Genomic DNA, 264 nt, shown 5'->3' with positions numbered 1-264 from the left:
GTTCTGGAACATGGCCTTGCGGTGTGCGCTGGTGCGGCTGAGGTGACGGCCACTTTTACGATGACGCATGGTTCAATTCCTGTCTCTTATACACATCTCGAGCCCACGAGACGNTAATCGGGTTGTGTCTTGAGCGTCGTGAGGTGTGTAGAGGCGACAGGCGTTGAGCGTCGTCGGGAGCGGGAGGTCTGTATAAGATACAGGGGGGGTTCGCTGATGCGGCTGAGCTGACAGACACTTTTACGATGACGCATGGTTCAATTC

The 264-nt window shown here is 55.5% G+C and carries 1 pseudogene; it reads right to left on the bottom strand.

The window, feature by feature from the left end:
• A pseudogene (gene rplQ, locus ACQ4LH_RS22105) lies at window positions 1-69 on the bottom strand (50S ribosomal protein L17); the annotation flags it as partial.
• Window positions 70-264 lie beyond the last annotated feature (195 nt).

The organism is Pseudomonas peli (assembly GCF_050563605.1).
GTDB classification, from domain to species: Bacteria; Pseudomonadota; Gammaproteobacteria; order Pseudomonadales; family Pseudomonadaceae; genus Aquipseudomonas; species Aquipseudomonas peli_A.
The sequence above is the reverse complement of the archived record's forward strand: the minus strand, read 5'-3'. Positions and strand labels throughout refer to the sequence as shown.